General features: G+C 33.5%; 15 protein-coding genes. 14 read left to right on the top strand and 1 reads right to left on the bottom strand.

Features of this window, described 5'->3' with window-relative positions:
- Positions 1–2: 2 nt before the first annotated feature.
- The 3 genes from D9782_RS06415 to D9782_RS06425 are packed head-to-tail and all read left to right on the top strand — an operon-like array spanning position 3 to position 3,167.
- On the top strand, positions 3–995 hold the full coding sequence (locus tag D9782_RS06415) for a DDE-type integrase/transposase/recombinase (protein ID WP_121604338.1): 993 nt from the start codon (positions 3–5) through the stop codon (positions 993–995).
- Complete coding sequence (locus tag D9782_RS06420) at positions 985–1,569, top strand: hypothetical protein (RefSeq protein ID WP_121604339.1); 585 nt, start codon at positions 985–987, stop codon at positions 1,567–1,569. The genes D9782_RS06415 and D9782_RS06420 overlap by 11 nt, the downstream gene beginning before the upstream one ends.
- Positions 1,566–3,167 carry an ATP-binding protein gene (locus tag D9782_RS06425; protein ID WP_121604340.1) on the top strand — a complete coding sequence of 534 codons (1,602 nt, stop codon included), beginning with the start codon at positions 1,566–1,568 and terminating at the stop codon, positions 3,165–3,167. Before D9782_RS06420 ends, D9782_RS06425 begins: the two co-directional genes overlap by 4 nt.
- Here the strand turns inward: D9782_RS06425 and D9782_RS06430 are convergent.
- Positions 3,164–4,519 carry an IS1182 family transposase gene (locus tag D9782_RS06430; protein ID WP_121604341.1) on the bottom strand — a complete coding sequence of 452 codons (1,356 nt, stop codon included), beginning with the start codon at positions 4,517–4,519 and terminating at the stop codon, positions 3,164–3,166. The two genes, D9782_RS06425 and D9782_RS06430, sit on opposite strands and share 4 nt — an antisense overlap.
- A 112-nt stretch (positions 4,520–4,631) precedes the next feature.
- Here D9782_RS06430 and D9782_RS06435 point away from each other — a divergent pair, with 112 nt between their 5' ends.
- From D9782_RS06435 to D9782_RS06485, 11 genes are all read left to right on the top strand, one after another.
- Positions 4,632–4,823 carry a hypothetical protein gene (locus D9782_RS06435; protein ID WP_162986339.1) on the top strand — a complete coding sequence of 64 codons (192 nt, stop codon included), beginning with the start codon at positions 4,632–4,634 and terminating at the stop codon, positions 4,821–4,823.
- An 18-nt stretch (positions 4,824–4,841) separates the two neighbouring features.
- Positions 4,842–6,704, top strand: a complete 1,863-nt coding sequence (locus D9782_RS06440; RefSeq protein ID WP_162986340.1) for a TnsD family Tn7-like transposition protein — start codon at positions 4,842–4,844, stop codon at positions 6,702–6,704.
- A 25-nt stretch (positions 6,705–6,729) separates the two neighbouring features.
- Entirely contained in the window at positions 6,730–8,571 is a 1,842-nt protein-coding gene (locus tag D9782_RS06445; protein ID WP_026679818.1) for a TnsD family Tn7-like transposition protein, read from the top strand.
- A 112-nt stretch (positions 8,572–8,683) separates the two neighbouring features.
- Positions 8,684–10,150 carry a type I restriction-modification system subunit M gene (locus tag D9782_RS06450; protein ID WP_026679819.1) on the top strand — a complete coding sequence of 489 codons (1,467 nt, stop codon included), beginning with the start codon at positions 8,684–8,686 and terminating at the stop codon, positions 10,148–10,150.
- On the top strand, positions 10,147–11,298 hold the full coding sequence (locus D9782_RS06455) for a restriction endonuclease subunit S (RefSeq protein WP_051388238.1): 1,152 nt from the start codon (positions 10,147–10,149) through the stop codon (positions 11,296–11,298). Before D9782_RS06450 ends, D9782_RS06455 begins: the two co-directional genes overlap by 4 nt.
- Before the next feature lie 35 nt (positions 11,299–11,333).
- On the top strand, positions 11,334–14,675 hold the full coding sequence (locus tag D9782_RS06460; protein WP_121604344.1) for a DEAD/DEAH box helicase family protein: 3,342 nt from the start codon (positions 11,334–11,336) through the stop codon (positions 14,673–14,675).
- Positions 14,676–14,754: 79 nt separating this feature from the next.
- Positions 14,755–15,573 carry a Hachiman antiphage defense system protein HamA gene (locus tag D9782_RS06465; RefSeq protein WP_026679821.1) on the top strand — a complete coding sequence of 273 codons (819 nt, stop codon included), beginning with the start codon at positions 14,755–14,757 and terminating at the stop codon, positions 15,571–15,573.
- A complete protein-coding gene (locus tag D9782_RS06470; RefSeq protein ID WP_121604345.1) occupies positions 15,563–18,682 on the top strand; it encodes a DEAD/DEAH box helicase in 3,120 nt (1,039 codons plus the stop codon). Before D9782_RS06465 ends, D9782_RS06470 begins: the two co-directional genes overlap by 11 nt.
- Before the next feature lie 314 nt (positions 18,683–18,996).
- On the top strand, positions 18,997–19,380 hold the full coding sequence (locus tag D9782_RS06475) for a helix-turn-helix domain-containing protein (protein ID WP_026679823.1): 384 nt from the start codon (positions 18,997–18,999) through the stop codon (positions 19,378–19,380).
- 14 nt (positions 19,381–19,394) lie between these two features.
- Entirely contained in the window at positions 19,395–20,165 is a 771-nt protein-coding gene (locus D9782_RS06480; RefSeq protein WP_026679824.1) for an ImmA/IrrE family metallo-endopeptidase, read from the top strand.
- Positions 20,166–20,214: 49 nt separating this feature from the next.
- Positions 20,215–20,784, top strand: a complete 570-nt coding sequence (locus tag D9782_RS06485; protein WP_240455816.1) for a hypothetical protein — start codon at positions 20,215–20,217, stop codon at positions 20,782–20,784.
- The last annotated feature ends 48 nt before the right edge of the window (positions 20,785–20,832 follow it).

Here is a 20,832-nt window from a genome sequence, read left to right on the forward strand (position 1 = left end):
CTATGGCAAACAGGAAAGGACCGGGCTGGTTTTTGCCCGGTTTTTCTTATGAAGGTTATTACTTTACTAAAAACGGAATTAAAGCACCGATACTCCCTAAGAGTGAAGATGTACCGACATATAGACAATTTAAATATTGGTATAACAATGAACACAATTCAAAGGAAAAGTACTTGAAGAAGGAAGGGGAAAGGAAGTACCAATTAAAAGCAAAACCAAACGTTGGTGAGGCTTCTAGAAGAGCAGTTGGACCAGGATCAATTTTTGAAATTGATGCAACCATCGCTGATGTATATCTTGTTAGTTCGTTATCACGTGACAGAATTATTGGACGTCCTGTTGTTTATATTGTAAAAGACGTTTTTTCAAGACTAGTAACTGGGCTTTATGTAGGATTAGAGGGCCCTTCATGGTTGAGTGCGATGCTTGTATTAGAAAATACCAGTTTGAATAAAAAAGAGTACTGTAAAGAATTAAACATAAATATTGAAGAGTGGGAATGGCCTGCTCATCACATGCCCACAGTAATTGCAGCAGATAGGGGAGAGATGGAAGGGTATAATGCAGAAAGCTTAATCGACTTACTTGGGATTATGGTTTACAATATGCCGCCATATAGGGCCGATTTAAAAGGAATTGTAGAGCAACATTTTCGAACAATAAACACAAAAATTAAAAAGTGGGCACCAGGAGCTGTTCACAAAGACTACCATGAAAGAGGCGGAAAAGATTATCGTTTAGATGCAAAGTTGACCTTAAAAGCATTTGAAAGAATCATTGTATTATCTATTTTAGAACACAATAGAAAGATCATTTCTAACTATCCTTTAACAAGCGGAATGATTGAACATAAGCTAATACCAACACCTATTGAACTTTGGGAGTGGGGGATTAAGCATAAACATGGTTATTTACAGGAAATTGATAGTGACTTAATTAGATTAGCTTTAATGCCGTCTAAACAAGCCTCTATTACAAGAGAAGGTGTGTACTAAGCGGTACTATTCTTCTGATTACGCAATAGAGCAGGGTTGGTTTGAAGAACCAGTTATAAAAGGTAGAAAAAAGATAAATGTGTCGTATGATCCAAGAAGCATTAATTATATATTTATTCGCAAAGAAAAAGGTGAATATGAAAAATTTAATATGCTAAATAAATTAATTGCTGATGGAGAACTTGAACCCCGAATTGAAGATTATGAAGAATACAGCTATGCGCGAAGTATTTCAGAAGAATTTATAAAAAGTGAACAAAGGCAAATATCCTCAGATGCAGACACACACATAGAACAAATAATTGCAGATGAAACTCATAAAACCAATGAGTTAAAAATACCTGGACAAAGTAAGTCAAGTCAAACAAAAGCAATAAAACAAAATCGAAAAGAAGAAAAGGAATCAATGCGAGAAAGTGAAAATTGGGATAACACTCTAGGTGGAACAAATGAAGATGGACAAGCTGATTTGTTAGAGTTTGATATGGAGCAAAGTAAAGACAATAGTGAAGGAAAGGATTCTCTTATAAATATGTTAAAACAGCAAAGTAAAGTAAGGAGATCGGCAAAATGAAAAAAGATATTGCTTTTGACGGGAGTATTATCTCTGTTCTGATGGGAAAGCAAATAACTGCAAAATATAATGAACAGGAGATACCGAAGTATAGAAAGAATCCTTTAATTGAAGCTTTACCTGCTATCAATTCACAAATTGATGTAGGAGAGCGATTATTAAATTTTCCAGACTACTATGCCGAAGATAGACAAAAGCCTCCTGAAATTAGGTTGCATTATATAGAGCAAGTTCGAGATTATATGCAACCGTTATTGGTTCACTTACAAATTGAGTCCAACCTTTCCATAATGATAAGAAGAGGTTATGTTAGCAGAAATCCTTTATCTCCATTTTATGCTAAACAGTTTGCAGTAGGAATAAAGGAGATACTTAATGTTGATTTGGATGAGGATGGTAAGAATATTATAGGAAATCAGTCTACAGCCAAGTCATACACAATAATTGGAATTAGCGGAATTGGTAAAACAACTGCTATTGAAAAAATATTGTTAATGTACCCCCAGGTTATAATTCACTCAGATTATAAATATAACGGGTTAGAATTAGGATATTTAAAACAAATAGTTTGGATTAAATTGGAATGTCCGTTTAATGGATCAAGAAAGTCTCTTTGTCAGCAATTCTTTTTAACTGTCGATCAAATTCTCCAAACAAACTATTATAAAAAGTTTGTTAAATCTAGAATTAATGAGGAAGATCTTATTATAGCAATGTCTCATGTTTGTTCACTCCATTGTGTTGGTGTTCTAGTAATAGATGAAATTCAAAGGATGAAAAAGGGAGAAGCAGGGCAACTAATGTTGGATTTTTTTGTTGATTTAAGCAATAAACTAGGTGTCCCCTTAGTCTATATTGGAACTTATAAAGCAATCCCTCTATTTAATAAATTGTTAGCTAATGGTCGTAGGGCAAGTGGTATGGGTTCTGAATTCTTAGATCCAATGACAAAAGAAGATGAATGGGATTTGTTCTTAAGTAATTTGTGGGAGTATCAATGGACGGAGAAAAAGGTGCCTTTAACAGAAGAGTTAAGTAATGCAATGTATGAGTTAACTCAAGGCGTTACGGATTTTGTAATAAATCTATTTATAAAGTCACAACAATACGCTATTGCCTATGGTCAGGAAGAATTATCAGTAAGGTTGTTAAAGACGGTTGCTAAACAAAATTTGAAATTAGTTCAAGGTGTGATAGATGCTTTACGCATAGGAGATAAAGAAAAAATTAAACAGTATGATGATATTAAACCTGGTTGGAATGAAACTAATGAGTACGTCAAGGCATTAGGAAATAGACTAGGGTTACATGGAAAAGTTAATTCTGAACATAAACGAGCAATAAATAAAAATAAATATGAGAAAAACTTCGAAATACTATTAAATTTCGCATTAAACTTTGATTTATCAGAAAAAGAGGCTAGAACTATAGTTGAAGATGCTATGAATTCTAATAAAGGAATGAAGGCTTTACATGAACAGCAAACAATTATTACACAAATGATAAAAAGTAGAGAAGTGACTCAATTTCATAATTACTTTTTTAATAAAATCAAAGAGCTGCAGAATTCTCAAAAATATTTTTTAAAATTAATCTAAGCAGCTATATTTTGATGAAGCATTGAATTAATACGATCACTGGCTAGTTTTGATGCATTATAAATAAGCGTTACGATGTCAAAATGAACCTTCGCTCGTTTTCCAGTACGGTAACGGATATTGTCTAGTTGATAATATTCCTTGAGATAAGCATTCACACGTTCTACAGCAGTACGCCGTTTAAAAATGGATTTCCATGCTTTTGACCCTCGTGCAGGTGCTGTATATCTTCGAAGGTTGGTAGTTATTTTCACCTTGTAAATCTTTTGACATAGACCTTCGGTTGCTAGCGGACAATCCTTACATTCCTTTGGTCGTGTGTATTTCAAGGTTTCATATTTGGTATCAAAGCTATCATAACGATAAGAATGTTCTCGAAAACAGGTAGGTGCAAAGTGTTTATCGAATCCAATGGGATCAGATTCATTTCGCTTATTGTAAGCTATTACTGATTGTTGCCCCATACGGTTTACTTGGACATAAATAGGATCATAATCATAACCAGCATCCATTGTTTGATAACGTAAAGATGAAAGAGATAGACGTTCATGAATGCCCTTCAATAAAGGAATGGCTGCTTTTCCATCATTTAAACTGCCTGAAGAAAACAAAGACTGCAAAATGTATTGACTTGATGTGCCAACTGCTAGATGTCCTTTATAGCCATACCAGAACACATTTTTACCTTCACTGTTTTTCTTTATGCCCCATTTCGGATCTTGAGGAACTTCGTTCCTCAGTTCTGTTAGTGGTACAGGTAACTGAGCTTCAATCTTTTTTTCGTAAAGTGGAAGGCTTGCTTCCTTTTTAGCTTGTTCTTCCAACCATTGTTCTCGTTCTGCCTTTGATTTACGACCACGTTTTTTCGGTTCTGTCTTTGTTTTTTCTTCTTTAGCTGGAGCTTGATCACGTGCTTCAAAATGAGTTGCATCGATTGCAACGGTATCATCGATAATGAAACCTTCTGCAATCGCTTGAAATAAAACTGTCTCTTGTGCTAATTCAAGTGTATTAGAATCACTGAGTTTAGTGATCAATCGAGAATAAGCAGCCTCCGAAGGAGTCTCATCAGATACAAGAAATCCGCAGTTCCATTTGAACAGTGGGTCGTCTTTCAGACGTTTAATCAAGTCTTTAATTGTTGGAATACGTTCAATTATACGAACGCATAATGAGATAATCATTGCGGCATAGTTGAGCTTGACCGGTGCTCCAAGCCTTGATTTCTTGTTCACTTGATATAAGATTGCGTCCACATCTATTTCTGAAATGATTGCTTCATAACGTTGGGTAGGTTCCATTTCCAATAAGTCATAGATGTCAAATAAGCTCTCTTGTCGTATAATAGACATAGGGAGTCCCTCCAGTCTTTTGGTTAGTTTGGTCACTTACCATTATACTAGACTTGGGGAGGTACTCCATTTTTTATGTCTTAAACCCATTGAGCCGCAAAGGCTCATAATTATGAAATTCACTAAAGTAAATAAAGATAATAAACTCAATAAAAAGTTAGTTCAAAGTAAAACAGTTAATCACTTTTCAAACAAGAATGATATTCGTCTAATTGCTGAAAATGCGAAGAAACAAAAAGTAGCCCTTGAAGAAGCGTTAAGAGATGCAAATATAGTTAAATCATTTGATGAATTTTTAAATTAAAGTAAAGTGGTGAGACATTTGTTAAGTTTTTTTCCAAGTCCTTATAAAGATGAACTTCTGTATAGTTGGTTGGCTAGGTATCACCGCAGAAGTGGAAATAAGAGTTTTAAACAAACCTTGGTTGATTTATACGGCGTAGAAACAAAGGTCCCAATAACTGATTTGCCAGGGAACCTAATGGATATTTGTAATCGTATTAACAACATTTATACTTCAAACTACCTCTTGGCAAAGCATACTTTATTTCATTACTATTCACCATTCCTACCTAAAGATAGGGAGAATATGTTAAAAAAAACAATGATTAATAGTGATGCGAGTGGTGTCCACATGTTTACAGGTATAACCGCAAGTGGGATAAAATATCCTAGATTTTTAAGATACTGTATAAAGTGCTATCAAGAAGAAGTTACAAAATACGGAGAAGCCTATTGGCATAGATCTCATCAATTATCCGGAGTTTTCATATGCCCGTTTCACCTGCAATCGTTAAATGAATCCAATATTCCTTTTAAAGTACCAATGAATAAACAAAGATTTTATGATTTAAATGAAATTGAAATAAATGATAAAGGAAAGGCGAAGTTGTTACAAAGTTCATGGAATCACTTAGAGTTTATTTCAAAACAATCACTTACAATTCTTGAACTGGAAATTTCCCCCTTAGGTTTAGAAAAGATTAGAGATTATTATGTGTATAAGTTACGAGAAAAAGGCTTTGTTACAGTATCATCTAGAATCAGGTTCAGGGATTTTTTACCTGAGTTTATTAAATATATAGGGAGTGAATTATTAAGTAAACTTGACAGTGATATAGATAAAAATGCTGAGGACACATGGATACATAAACTATTACGAAAACCCCGTGTTTCCTGCCACCCTCTAAGGCATCTTTTATTAATCAGGTTTTTAGATGAAGATATCGCAACATTAAATAATATAAAAGGAAATCATCTTCAATATGAACCTTTTGGCTCCCCACCTTATCCATGTTTAAACAAAACTGCAAATCATTATTTGGATAGCGTAATGACCAGACTTGAAATTACTAATTGTTACGAAACTGGAAAGCCGGTAGGAACTTTCACTTGTGGCTGTGGGTTTGTTTATTCTAGAAGAGGTCCGGATCAATTGGAAGAAGACCGATTTAAAGTGGGCAGAATAAAAAACTATGGGGAATTATGGGAAAATAAATTGAGAGAGCTTTATCAGAAGAAAGTACCGTTAGTAAAGATAGCAGAGAAGATAGGGGCTGACAGAAGTACAGTCAGTAAATATATTAAAAAATTAGATAGTGGTTATGTGCCGGAAAGAAGAAATGGAACGAACAAAGAGAAAAGGGATTTATATAGGGTTAAATGGATAAAACATAAAGAAAAAAATCCTCAATATAGTCGGACAAGACTTAGAGAAACGCTCTCATCTGTATATATATGGTTGTATCGAAATGATAAGTATTGGTTATTTGAAAATCTTCCTCCAAAAAAGGTGAACAAGCAAAAAGCTATTAGAGTTAATTGGAAAATGCGAGATGAAAAGTTATCCATGTTAATTAAGGAAGAAGGCGAAAGAATTAAAGGTAATGAAGATGATTTGGTTCGAGTAACTATTAGTGCAATTGGTAAACAATTAGGTATATTATCGCTACTCGAAAAACAATTAGATGTTTTGCCTAAATGCAAAGAGGCATTGAATGAAGTAACAGAGACTATCGAAGAATTTCAAATACGTCGGATTAAGATAAAAGCGTCACAGATGCGAAATCTTAATATCGAAGTTAAGGAATGGCGAATTATGCGCTATTCGGGGCTAGGCGAATGTCTAAATCCCGATGTTCTTAATGCAATAGATAAGGAAATAAATAAGGGGATTGATTTATAAATAGATTTAGATAAGGGGGGAAGTCTTGTTAGCATTTTTTCCATCAATTTACGAAAACGAATTAATGTATAGTGTATTTGCGAGGTATCATAATAGGTCGGGAAATAGATATTCTAAACATACTTATTTAGACTTATTTAATGAGAATCTTGTAAGGTCATATGCGGATATCCCGAGAAAACTAAGTATTTTTTTAAAAAATATATCTCATATGAATCATATCGACTTTAACAATTTGGTTAATAAACACACCCTATATTTGTATTTTACCAACTTTTCAAGGGAGGAAACAAAGAAGGAACTATTGACTATTATTGCAAGTGGTGGCGAAAGTAAAACTAGTAATGTAAGTCCGACAAATAAATATTTTAGATATTGTCCGAAATGTGTTAGTGATGATTACCTAAAATATGGTGAGACGTTCTGGCGAAAAGACAATCAGATTCAAGGTGTATTTTATTGCTTAAAACACATGGAACCACTTAGGGACAGCGATGTATTGTGGCAACCTAGATTCAAAGAAAAAAATATTTTTGAAGTAGCTTCACTTGAAAATTGCCCATTAGATAGGCCACCTGCAACTGCAATTAAAAAAAGTTCGGAATCTATTTTGCTTCAAGTTGCACAGGAATGCCTTAAAACGGCAAACCAAAATCTCCTTTTATCTTTTGACAATATTGTGGATGTTTATAAATATTTATTACATCGTGAAGGTTATCTAAAAGGTAAGATGGTCAACCATAAAGAATTACTTATGGATTTCCAAAACTATTTCGGAGAAGAAATATTGGATATCTTGGGAGCAGAATTTAATGGTTGCAAGAGAAGTAACTGGTTAAGTAGTATCGTAAAAAAACATAATCAAGTATTCCCTCCTATCAAACATGTATTATTAACGCTTTTTTTAAATGAAAATGTTGATACACTGAACCATTATAAAAACAAAATAATAAGTCCATTTGGTGAGGGGCCATATCCTTGTTTTAATCCGTTCTCTGATCACTATCAACAAATGGTTATTAATAACGCAGAACTCGGAACAAGCCCTGTAAACAAAACCGAAATAGGCATTTTTTCATGTGATTGTGGATTTACTTATACAAAATCAGATAACATAAATAATTTTAGTATTGAACAGATAAAATACATAGACCCAAAATGGGAAAGACAATTTGAGAGATTGTATAAAGAGACAAAGAAGAGGAATGGAGGCTATGAAGATAATATAGACAAATTACTTCACATTAAGCAAAAATATCTAGACTATTCAAATGGTAAAAAGCGAAGGGTATCATATCCTTTAGAATTAATAGAAGATTATAGGGAAAAGTGGCTAGAAATATTAAAAAGAAACCCTCAATATTCCTTAGAAAGAATTAAAAAGCAAGATATGAGTACATATGCTTTTTTAAATCGGCATGATAAGAATTGGTTAAGGGAGAACTCCCCTAATATCAATAATGTTGGATTTAAGAAAGTTGATTGGGAAAAAAGAGATAATGAAATGTTAAATGCTGTTAAAAAAGGGACAAAAATTTTATTGGACAAAGAAAAGCCAGAAAGAATTACATTGTATGCTTTAGGGAGGGTTGTTGAAAAACTGGATTTGTTAAAGAAGGATTTTTTACAAAAGATGCCTAAAACAAGTGAATATATAAATTGTGTTGTCGAATCCCATGAACAATTTCAGTTAAGAAGGGTAGAAGGTGTTGTTAAAAAGTTAATTGAATCTCGGAAAACTCTTACAGAGAGTCTTGTTAGGAGAGAGGCGGGAATAGCTAAAGGTAGATCTGAGGCAGTAGATCAAAAAATAGCTAAGTACTGTAACGAGTATTTAGATGTAAATATTGTTAATAGAAATTTATAAATGAAAAAAGGGACATAACAATAAAAGAAATCTACAGATTTTGTAAAAAGTAAAAGTGTTGTATAATTGTTAGTAACTATTATTCTATTATATAGTTGGTAGAGGTGTTTAAATGATAACAGGTGAAATGCGAAACAAAGTAGATAAAATATGGGAAACCTTTTGGACAGGTGGGATTACTAACCCATTAACTGTAATTGAGCAATTTACATATTTAATATATATAAAAGGGCTTGACGATCGAGAAAACCAAAAAGAAAAGGATAATGAGCTACTAGGTCTAGAATACGAAGGGATATTCCCAAAAGATAAACCTCAATTGCGTTGGTCGAATTTTGCAAATATGGGACCAGATGAAATGTTTAATGTTGTATCGCAAGAAGTATTTCCATTCATTAAAACAATGGGCGGAAAGGACTCTGCATATGCAAAATATTTAAAAGACGCCGTATTTGTAATACCAACACCTTCTTTACTGGCAAGAGTTGTTTCAGGTATTAATAGTCTTCCCGAAACAACAAAGGGAGAATCTAAGAAAGATACCCTTGGTGACTTATATGAGTATTTATTATCGAAACTTCAAACTTCAGGAACAAACGGTCAGTTTCGTACACCACGTCATATCATAGATATGATTGTAAAACTAATGAAACCAACACCTGAAGACATAATTGTTGATCCAGCAGCCGGTTCCGCTGGTTTCTTAGTGTCTGCAAGTGAATATTTACGTGAAAATCACAATGATATGTTTTATGTTCAAGGCTTAAGAGAGCATTTTAATAAAAATATGTTTCATGGTTTTGAAATTGATAACACTATGCTCCGTATTGGGGCAATGAATATGATGCTTCACGGTGTAGATTATCCGAATATTAACTATCGTGATAGCTTATCTGAACAAAACAAAGACCGGGAACTCTATACAATGGTTTTAGCAAACCCACCTTTTAAGGGCTCCTTAGATTATGATTCTGTTTCAGACGATTTACTAAGAATTACAAAAACAAAAAAAACAGAAATACTTTTCTTGAGTTTATTCTTACGTTTACTAAAAAAGGGGGGTCGTGCTGCGGCGATAGTACCGGACGGGGTATTGTTCGGAAGCTCAAATGCTCATAAATCAATAAGAAAAGAAATTGTTGAAAATCATAAATTGGAAGCAGTAATTAAAATGCCAAGTGGAGTTTTTAAGCCATATGCAGGGGTCTCAACTGCAGTCATAATATTTACAAAGACAGAAGCGGGGGGAACGGATCAAGTATGGTTTTACGATATGAAGGCAGATGGGCTATCTTTAGATGACAAAAGAAGTCCGATTGAGGAAAATGATATTCCAGATATTATTAATAGATTTAATAAATTAGAAAATGAGACAAGTAGGAAACGTACTGAACAATCTTTTCTAGTACCCTTAGGAGATATTAGGGAGAAGGAATATGATCTGTCACTAAATAATTATAAGAAAACAGTACACCAAGAGATTAATTACGAAGATCCTAAGCTAATTATTGAAAAAATTAAAAAAGATGAAGAAGAGATACTAGAAGCCATTTCAGAATTGGAGGAGTTCCTAAAATGAAATGGGTGAAGTTAGGTGATTTTACAAATATTAAGACAGGAAAGTTAAATGCCAATGCAGCTGAGGCTAATGGGAAATATCCTTTTTTTACTTGTTCAATTAATCCTTCTAGAATTAATAGTTACTCATATGATTCTGAGTGTGTATTAGTCGCAGGAAATGGTGATTTAAATGTTAAATATTACAATGGTAAATTTGATGCTTATCAACGGACATATATAGTTGAGTCAATTGATACTAAATTACTAAATGTAAAGTACCTGTATTATTTTTTAAAGATGTATGTTGAAAAATTAAGAGAACAATCTATCGGTGGAGTTATTAAGTATATAAAATTAGGTAATTTAACAAATGCTGAAATACCGTTACTTGATATAAAAGAACAAATTAAAATAGCTTACATTTTATCAAAGTCAGAAGATATCATAAAAAAACGAGAGCATCAAATTTCAAAATTAAATTCCTTAAAACAAAGTATTTTTTTAGATATGTTTGGCAATCCCATAAGTAATCCAAAAGGGTGGAAGAAAGAGAAGCTTGGTGAATATTTGGAACATATAGAAGGCGGTTGGAGTCCAAAGTGTCACTCATACCCAGCACTTAATGGTGAATGGGGTGTTTTGAAATTAGGTGCAATAACAAAAGGAATTTTTAAAGTAAAAGAGAATAAATCATTACCAAAATCTCTAACTCCAAAAGAGGAATTAGAAATAACAAAAGGTGATTTATTGTTTAATAGAAAAAACACACCAGAACTGGTTGGGACTAGCGCTTACGTATTTAATACACAAAAAAAATTAATATTTCCAGACACCATATTTAGATTAATTGTTAAAGAGAACGAACTTAACAAATTGTTTTTGTGGCAGTTGGTTAATAATTTTTCTGTTAAAGAAAAATTAAAAGACTTATCCAGTGGTAGTGCAAAATCAATGTCAAATATTTCAAAACAAAAGCTTAAGCAACTAGAAGTTGTAGTTCCAGATATTGAACTGCAAAATCTATATGCTAAAAGGGTATCAACTATTGAAAAACAAAAAACACAGTTAATATCTACTTTAAGAAACTATAAATTGTTATTTAATTCTCTAAATAGTCGTGCTTTTAAAGGCGAACTATTCAATGACGACACCGTAGAGCAACTTTAACCGACTAAAAATCGGAAGAGGAAGAGGTGCCCCAAATGTCTAACTTTGAGTTTTTAAAAAATAAAACCCAATATCAAAGTTTTTCTGGTGCTTGTGAAGAAGCTGAAAAAAGCCTTCAAGTAAGTCCGGCTACTTGTGCTATATTAACAAGACGTGCATTGGAGCTTGCGGTTAAGTGGATGTATAGCTTTGATAAGGATCTGAAGGTTCCATATCAAGATAATCTATCAAGTCTTATTCATGAGCGTACTTTTAGGGACATTATTGACAATGACCTCTTTCCACTTTTGAAGTTCATTATAAAGTTAGGTAATGTTGCGGTTCATACAAACTCGAAAATATCGCGTGAAGAAGCAGTGACCTCATTATATAATTTATACCAACTTGTTAATTGGATTGATTATTGCTATTCATTAGAATACACAGGCACAGAATTCGATGAGTCGATTCTCTTAACAGGTAATGAACCACGGAAAAGACCTGAAGAATATCAGGATTTATACGAGAAACTGAGTTCAAAAGATAAAAAGATAGAAGAGATGCAGAAGGAAAATGATGAACTACGTAAAAAGGCAACACAGAACCGAGTACGAAATACGGAGGATTATAATTATCAAGTTGATGAAATCTCAGAGTATCAAACTCGAAAGCTCTACATTGATCTTGAATTAAAACTTGCAGGGTGGGAGTTTGGTAGGGACGTTATTGAAGAATATGAAGTAGCACATATGGCGAATAGATCGGGTATCGGTTTTGTAGATTATGTCTTACTTGGAGATAATGGAAAGCCTATTGCTGTAATTGAAGCGAAGAAAACTTCAGTAGACCTATATCAAGGGAAACAGCAGGCAAAACTTTATGCAGATTGCATAGAACAAATGAGTGGCCAACGTCCTATAATCTTTTTCACAAATGGATTTGATACTCGTATCTGGGACGACTTAGAATATCCTGAACGTAAGGTGTCCGGTTTTTACACAAAGGGAGACATTGAACTCCTAATAACAAGAAGAAAATTTAAACGACCACTAGTTAAAATCAATATCAATGATGATATTACGAACCGCCCCTATCAAAAGGAAGCCATCACAAATGTTGCGGAAGCAATTCAAATGAAGGAACGGAAAGCACTCCTCGTTATGGCTACTGGGTCTGGAAAAACAAGAACGGCGATTTCAATTGTAGACATACTAGTCCGACATAACTGGGTAAAAAATGTGTTGTTTTTAGCGGATAGAACAGCACTTGTAAAACAAGCAAAGAATTCGTTTAATAATCTCCTTCCATCAATGAGCGTTTGTAACTTATTGGATAATAAAGATGACCCTGAATTAAGCAGAATGGTGTTTTCTACTTATCCAACAATGATGAATGCTATTGATGACATAAAAAGAAAAGATGGGAAAAGGTTATTTACCGTAGGACACTTTGATTTAATTATTATAGATGAAAGTCACCGTAGTATTTATAAAAAATATCGATCAATCTTTGAGTATTTTGATGGTATCCTACTAGGATTAACAGCAACACCAAAAGATGAAATAGACAAAAATACGTATGATATTTTTGGGTTAGAATCAGGGAACCCGACGTATGCTTATGAACTAGAGCAAGCGGTAAATGATGGGTATCTAGTCGACTACCGTACAATTGAATCTACTTCTACATTTCTTGATGATGGATTGCGTTACGATGAACTATCAGAAGAAGAAAAAGAACAATATGAAGATACGTTTGATGATGATGTAGGAGATTATATTGCTAGTGGAGCAATGAATGATTGGTTGTTTAATGATAATACAATTGATCAAGTGCTTAATGATTTGATGGAACAAGGAATTAAAGTTGAAGGGGGAGATCGCTTAGGGAAAACGATTATTTTTGCCAAAAACTCCAAACATGCAAAACGAATCGTTCAACGTTTTAATGACTTGTATCCGCACTATGGTGGTAACTTTTGTCGTCAAATCGATTATAGCGTTAATTACGTTGATACCATAATTGATGACTTTTCAACTAAAGATAAAACACCTCACATTGCTGTATCTGTTGATATGCTTGATACAGGAATAGATATTCCTGAAGTTGTAAACCTTGTTTTCTTTAAAAAAGTACGTTCAAAATCTAAGTTCTGGCAAATGATTGGCCGTGGAACACGCTTGTGTGAGGATTTATTTGGTCCAGGTCAAGATAAAGAGTATTTCTTAATTTTTGATTACCTACGTAATTTCGATTTCTTTAGAGAAAATTCAAAAGGAATTGAAGGTAGACTAACAGTCAGCTTAACCCAGCGAATATTCGAATTGAAACTAGATATTGTAAGAGAGTTACAGGCACTAGACTTTCAAGAAGGAGATTATATCAATTATCGTGAGGAATTGATTAAAGAACAGCTTGAAGAAGTTAATCGTTTAAATGAGGATAACTTTCAAGTACGGATGAATTTGAAGTATGTTCATAAATATAAAAATAAAAATAACTGGCAATCTTTATCGGTTTCTAATATTAATGAAATTAAAGAACACATTTCACCTCTCATTATATCAATCGACGATGATGAGATGGCAAAACGATTTGATAATGTAATGTTTACGATTGAATTAGCTTATTTAACTGCTAACAGTGCAACAAAGCAAATTCGTAGTGTTGTGAGTACTTCGGAAAAATTAAGCGAGCTTGGGACAATCCCTCAAATAAGCCAAAACAAGGAATTGCTTAACAAAGTACAAGATGATAAGTTTTGGGAAGAAGCACATTTGTTTGACCTAGAGGAAGTTCGAAGTGTAATGAGGGATCTCATTAAATTCCTTGAAAAAGAACATCAAAAAGATTATTACATCAATTTTAAAGACACGTTCCAGGTGATAGGTAGAGAAGAAAGCCCTATTTATGGTGCAAACAATTTACAAAATTACCGAAAACGTGTTAACCAATACTTGAAAGAGCATCAAGATCAGGTAGCAATTTTTAAATTACGAAATAATAAACCTTTGACGGAAAAAGATGTTCAATTGTTAGAAGAAATTTTGTGGGAAGAGCTTGGGACAAAAGAAGAGTATGAGAAAGAATTCGGTGATACACCTATCACAAGGCTCGTACGACAAATCGTAGGCTTAGATCGACAAGCAGCGAACGAAGCTTTCTCTGAATTCTTAGCAGAACAGCGGTTAAACAGTAGTCAAATTAAATTTGTAAAGCTTATCATGGACTACGTCATAAAGAATGGCTACTTAGAAAAAAGGGTGTTACAAGAAGATCCTTTTAGATCGTTAGGTAGTATTTCAGAGTTATTCCAGGATAATATCGATGATGCTAGAAAGATTATTCATATAATTGACCAAATTAATAACAACTCAGAATTTACAGAAGGGGCATAACGTTTAGGTTATGTCTCTTACTTTATTTTTTATTGCGTATTTAATTAGTTAAAAATACAATGGATAGAGAGTGATATTTATGCAAATGGTTAGTATGGAACACCTAAGATGGCTTGTGGACACAGGCGAAAAGTTAACTTTAGCTGATGGGGAAACAGTTGATGTATGGGTATTGAATCATGAAACAGATGATGAGGTTCTATCTACATGGGCTAGTCACTTCAGAAATCACTATTGTCTCGATGATGAAATAGATTTTTACAGGAGGGGTTACAATTTCTCAAGAGCAGAATACTTAAAAGAAATAAAATTCCCTGATTCTTCTGTGGCTCCTGGACCTAGTATTCGTGCGGGAGATTTTAGTGAAATATTAGTATCAGATTACCTTCAATATATCCTGAATTATTGGGTGCCTCGGACTCGTTATGGTGATAAGACAGTACGAAATGAGTCAACTAAGGGAAGTGATATTATAGGATTCAAAATTATAAGTGATAAACAGGATTCCTTAGATGATGCGCTAGCGATTTTTGAAGCGAAAGCAAAATTCACGGGACGTAAACAAAATAGACTTCAGGATGCGGTAAACGACTCAGCAAAAGATCATTCCAGGATAGGCGAGTCGCTTAATGCTATTAAGCAACGCCTCTTTGATAAAGGGATGCTTCATGATGCTGAACGTATCGAAAGGTTTCAAAACTTGGAGGATCGTCCTTATACAGAGGTTTATGGCGCAGTAGCCCTATTATCGACAGCTATATTTGATCCAAATGAAGAAATAAAAACCCAAACTAGTAGCCATCCCAACTCCAATAATTTGAAACTTCTTATTATACATGGTGATGAACTAATGGAACTGGTTCATGAAATTTATAGGAGATCTGCAGATGAAGCCTGATAATAAATCTCAACAATTATTAGGTGTTACTCGTTCAAAAGCAAAGATGTATGAGTACGGTGTACCAACAGAATATCACATACAAATATCCAAAGATCCTGCTAGGCTTTTTAATTTGTCAATTGGCATACTTGGTGATCTCGCTGCGCAAATAAATTCAGAGTCAGTAGACGAAAATAAAATTAACCAATTACATAAAAACCTTCAGTTTTCAGCTCGTTTTTTTGATTCTTATTTGCAATCACGTTTAAAAAAGGAACTTACACCTTACCTTTTAATGTTAGGGTCTGCATCTTACTACTTATGTGATTTACCCGGAAGTTCAATTGTACTTGCTGGGCAATTGGGTGATGAATGTCCTGATTTGGATGCAGAAGGACTTGAAAAATTGCTTTTTTGGCTTCTTCAAGGGGATTATTCTAAAAAGATGAGGGAAGTAGAAGGGCCATATGTAAAGATCGTTGATGAGATGTATAACCAAATGAATGATTATTATAATAGCGGAAAAGGACAAGATGTACTCATAGAAAATGCTCTTTATATTAGAAAAATTGCTTATGGTAATGGTACACCTCGCCAGTTACTTTTCGCAGATATCATTTGTGCAGTTATCAAGAAACGTATTTTAAACTCTGTATGGTACTGTTTACCACAGTACACTGGCATTCCTATTAATAGATGGGAAGAAATCTTGTATAAAAGTAGATCTATAAGAGAATTTTGGCCAGCACAGCACCTTTTGGGCAAACATGGAATTTTTAGAGGTGAGTCAGGAATAGTACAGATGCCGACTAGTGCTGGGAAAACTAAAGCAACTGAATTTATTATTCGTAGTGCTTTTCTCTCAGATAGAACTTCTCTTACTGTAGTTGTAGCTCCTTTTAGAGCTTTATGTAATGAAATTAGTAATAGTCTTAAGGATACTTTCCGTAATGAACCTGTAAATATTGATGAACTTTCAGATGTAATGCAGACTGATTTTGAGATTGATGAATTTTTACAAAGAAAACAAGTTTTAATTGTTACTCCTGAAAAACTTTTATATGTACTCCGTCAATTTCCGGAATTGGCAGAAGGAATAGGATTAATTATTTATGATGAAGGACATCAATTTGATAGTGGTAGCCGAGGAATTACTTATGAACTACTGTTAACATCTGTAAAGTCTATGATTTCGCGACCAATTCAGACTGTCCTTATATCTGCGGTTATAAGAAATGCTGAATCTGTAGGTAACTGGCTTAACGGAGAAGGGAATGAAATAGTTTCAGGGACTAACCTTATTCCTACATACAGGACTGTGGCTTTTGCAAGTTGGCTTGATCAACGTGGAAAACTTGAATTTGTGGAGCCAAGTAATCCTGAAAACGGAGAATTTTTCGTTCCGAGAATAATTGAGCGCTACCAACTTAACCTTAAAAATAGAGAAAGAAGGGAAAGGTTTTTTCCAGAGAGAACTGATGCTCAAACCATTGCTCTATACTTTGGTATTAAGCTAATTTTAAATGGAAGTATAGCAATATTTTGTGGCACAAAGTCATCTGTATCAAGTATGTGCGAAAAAATTGTGGATGCCTATGATAGAGGATTGGCACTATCTAAGCCTATTGAATACTCTAATTTTGAAGAAATCAGACGATTGCATTTTCTATATCAATGCAATTTAGGTGATAGTGCGGCGACTACAAAAAGTGCAGAATTAGGTATTCTTACTCATCATGGTAACACGCCACACGGAATTCGTCTCTCTGTTGAACATGCAATGAAGGAAGGAATGGCGAGTTTTGTCATTTGTACATCTACTTTAGCTCAAGGTGTTAATCTTCCCATTAGATACTTAATTGTAACTAGCCTCTATCAGGGTTCAAACCGAATAAAGGTTAGAGATTTTCATAATTTGATTGGTCGTACGGGTCGATCAGGAATACATACAGAAGGAAGTGTTATTTTTGCTGATCCAAATATCTATGATCAAAGGAGAGGATTTCGTACAAGATGGAAGTGGGGTCAAGTTAAGGAACTATTAGAGCCTGCTAATTCTGAACCGTGTGCAAGTACATTATTACAAGTTTTCGAACCTCTTAAAAGTGATACTCAAGGTTATACAATTGAGATAGACATGTTGGATGTTATCCAAGACTATTTAAATGACCCAAAAGCAATTGATGAAATCTTAGAGAATTTTGCCATAAAACACAATGAGAAAGGTTTTACGAAAAAAGGCTTAATTGAGCAGATGTCATACAAAATGAACATTATATCATCCGTTGAAAGCTACTTAATGACTCATGAGGATGACTTTGGTTTTGGCGATGAAGAGGTTGCGGAACTTGCTAAAGGAACCCTTGCATATTTCTTAGCAAGTGATGAAGAACAAACTAATATTGTTGAACTTTTCAAGCTTCTTACACAGCACATTGTTAAGAATGTTCCGGACATCTCAAAAAGGAAAATTTTTGGCAAAACTTTATATGGTGTTCAAACTTCTATTAATATTGAGAAATGGTTATCTGAAAACATTAAGACTATCACTACAAGTAACAATTCATCTGACTTACTTATAGCTTTATGGTCTATTTTATCAAAAAATATACATAATAATATTTTTAAAAAGTGCGATAAACCAGATGTAATAAAAGAAATTGCAATAGGCTGGATTGAAGGAAAACCATTTTATGAACTATATGACTTGGCTGAAAATTCGGATATGCGTCTTGTTAGTGGAACGCAGCGACGGCATGTCAAAATAGATCATATAGTTGAGGTCTGTGAGAATGCTTTTGCATATGATGGTACCCTTATTATAGGGGCTATAATTGAGCTGCTTGATCTAACTAGTATTGAAGAGACTGAAGATGTTATAAATGAATTAAAGTTACTACAAAAGAAAATGAAATATGGATTATCATCGTTGAAAGAAATAATGCTTTATGAGTCTGGTTTTTCTGATAGGGTTGTATCAAAAGATTTAAGCTCGCTGTTCAATAAGGATATTCAGCGAAAGCAAAAAATACGTCGAGATATAAAGCAAAAAAAGGAAAATGTTCGTGAGTTATTAAAAAAGTATCCTTCCTATTTTACTACTGTATTTGAAAACATTATTAAATAAATGTAGAAATATTATTTTAAACAGGATTTTAGCTCTATCTCTAAAAAGGATTACATTTTTATTGGATGATCTTTAAGATTAATTACATTTACATCTAACGTTATTCTAGTTAATGGGTTTATCCAGGATTTTTGTTGCCATCTTCACAAAGAGCACCCTTATGGAAGGTAGCAATTATTACTCCTGGATAAATACTGACTTATTAGGTTAAAATATTAATTGATTATCTTTTGATTTAAAACTTAGGCTTTCGTCGTTTACAAAAAGTGTTAAATTTAATATACTTAAAATAGTTAATGAAATGGAGGGATATTATGCCTAATATATGGGATAAAGTCCAATTAAACCCTTCTGAACGACCTAAATACACACGCTTTGAATTGGCTAAATTGGTTCAAGAGAGAAGAAATGAGCTTGGCCTTTCGCTAAAAGAAATATCAAATAAATACGGTGTTGAAGAATCATTTTGGAGAAGTATCGAAAATGCTTCAAGAGCATTTAATGTAAAAATTTATAAACTAATTGGTGAATTTTTGAATATGAGCAAAGATGAAATGCTAGCTATAGAAGTGGATGACATGTCTTCTCTAAGTTTTCGAACTAGTGATGAGAACCATCCAGAAATACAAGAGGCTATTGAATTCGCTAATATTGTTTTTGATGAAATGGTAATGCAGGAAAAATTTGCAACAAAGTAATCTGAGGTGGTTTTTTGTCACGTAAAAATAAATTATCTCCTAAGAAAAAAAAGGAGTTATATCAAACAGTTGTCCCAATTGCTGAAGAGTTTAGAAATCGTTTCCTCAATAAAGATGGACCTATTGAGGACACTTTCGACACATTAGAGCAGTTGGGATATTTTATTGTTAGGTTCCCAGCCCACAATAATTTGTCCGGCTTCTATATTAAAAAAGGTGAATACAACTGTATTTTTGTAAATAGTTCTCATTCCTTAGGAAGACAATACTATTCTGCATGGCATGAGGTTTACCATGCTTATACAGGTGATATAGGAGGAATCAGTCTTTTTGATGAAATTCAACATAGTGAGATGGAACAAAGAGCTGAATATTTTGCAAGCTGCATCCTTATGCCAGAAGACTTAATTCGAAAGTATATTCGTCAAAAAGGCTTGTCCCATTTAAAGTATGTCTCGTATAATGATTTGATTATTATGCAAAATTATTTTCGTGTTAGTTTTAGTGCTCTTATTACTAGATTAATAAAGTTATATCCCTCCTATCAAAAAGAATTATCAAACAGATACAATCTAGGTTTAATTAAAAATGCTCAAAAGCTACTTAATAAAATCCATGCTGTTGGTGGTGACGAGGCTTTAGTCCTTCCAACAAACAAATTTTCTGTATCCCAACGATTTTATGAACTCCTATATAGTAATTTAGAAAATGACCGAATAACAGCAGATAAGGCACAGTCTATATTAGAATTATTAGAAAGTATGAGACAAAAATATGAATCCTGATTTTTCTAAATATCCTATTTGTGATACAGATATGTGGGTGTATCTATATTTGAGTGATTTTTTGGAGCGAATATTGCAACGACACGAAAAACTAGTATTTGCTGACGTAGTTGAACAAGAAATATTAGCATGGGAGCAAAACAATGATAAATATAAAGACATTGCGGTTTATTTTAGGCAATGTAAAGAATCCGGTGTTGTTCTAGTTATTCAGCATGAAATACATATAGATAAAGAAGATCGCGACTTTTTAGAGCAGACACTAAGAGATTTACATTTTACAAATGGTTTAAAAAATAATCCGAAAGAACGTAATAAAGGAGAATTTGTATCTGCTTTGTATGCTGATCATTTTGAGATGCCCTTTATGAAGTCTAACGACAACACATTTCAGGTTGGAGGAAAAGGTAAATTAGCATTTCCAGAACTTGCTGTAAAAAATTGGTATGACATTGTTGAAGAGTTTGCTTATAATCAAGATGAAAAGATACGAATAAGAAAATTGGTTCATAAAGAGCAAAAGCAAATGGCTTATTATTATGAAAATCAAAGGGAAGAGAAGAAGAAGCAAGACATGCTGAGAATACTTGCTGAAAAGGTTAATAAGGGTCGCTTGTAAAATAATTAGTTCACTTAGCTCATGATATTAACTATGAAAAGAAACATA

The organism is Virgibacillus sp. Bac332 (assembly GCF_003667785.1).
GTDB lineage: Bacteria > Bacillota > Bacilli > Bacillales > Amphibacillaceae > Virgibacillus > Virgibacillus salarius.